The sequence below is a fragment of the Escherichia sp. MOD1-EC6842 genome, from assembly GCF_002965705.1.
In the GTDB taxonomy this organism is placed as follows: Bacteria; Pseudomonadota; Gammaproteobacteria; order Enterobacterales; family Enterobacteriaceae; genus Escherichia; species Escherichia ruysiae.
In genome coordinates, this window is the sequence record NZ_PTRF01000066.1 from 1 (window position 1) to 394 (window position 394).

The window sequence follows — 394 nt, forward strand, 5'->3', positions numbered from 1 at the left end:
CGTAGGGGAACCTGCGGTTGGATCACCTCCTTACCTTAAAGAAGCGTTCTTTGAAGTGCTCACACAGATTGTCTGATAGAAAGTGAAAAGCAAGGCGTCTTGCGAAGCAGACTGATACGTCCCCTTCGTCTAGAGGCCCAGGACACCGCCCTTTCACGGCGGTAACAGGGGTTCGAATCCCCTAGGGGACGCCACTTGCTGGTTTGTGAGTGAAAGTCACCTGCCTTAATATCTCAAAACTCACTTACGAGTGATGTTTGAGATATTTGCTCTTTAAAAATCTGGATCAAGCTGAAAATTGAAACACTGAACAACGAAAGTTGTTCGTGAGTCTCTCAAATTTTCGCAACACGATGGTGTTTTACGAAACATCTTCGGGTTGTGAGGTTAAGCG

The 394-nt window shown here is 46.4% G+C and carries 1 tRNA gene; it reads left to right on the forward strand.

The features are described 5' to 3' along the window. Positions 1-118 precede the first annotated feature (118 nt). Positions 119-194: transfer RNA gene (locus tag A7Z29_RS23110), tRNA-Glu, on the forward strand. Positions 195-394 lie beyond the last annotated feature (200 nt).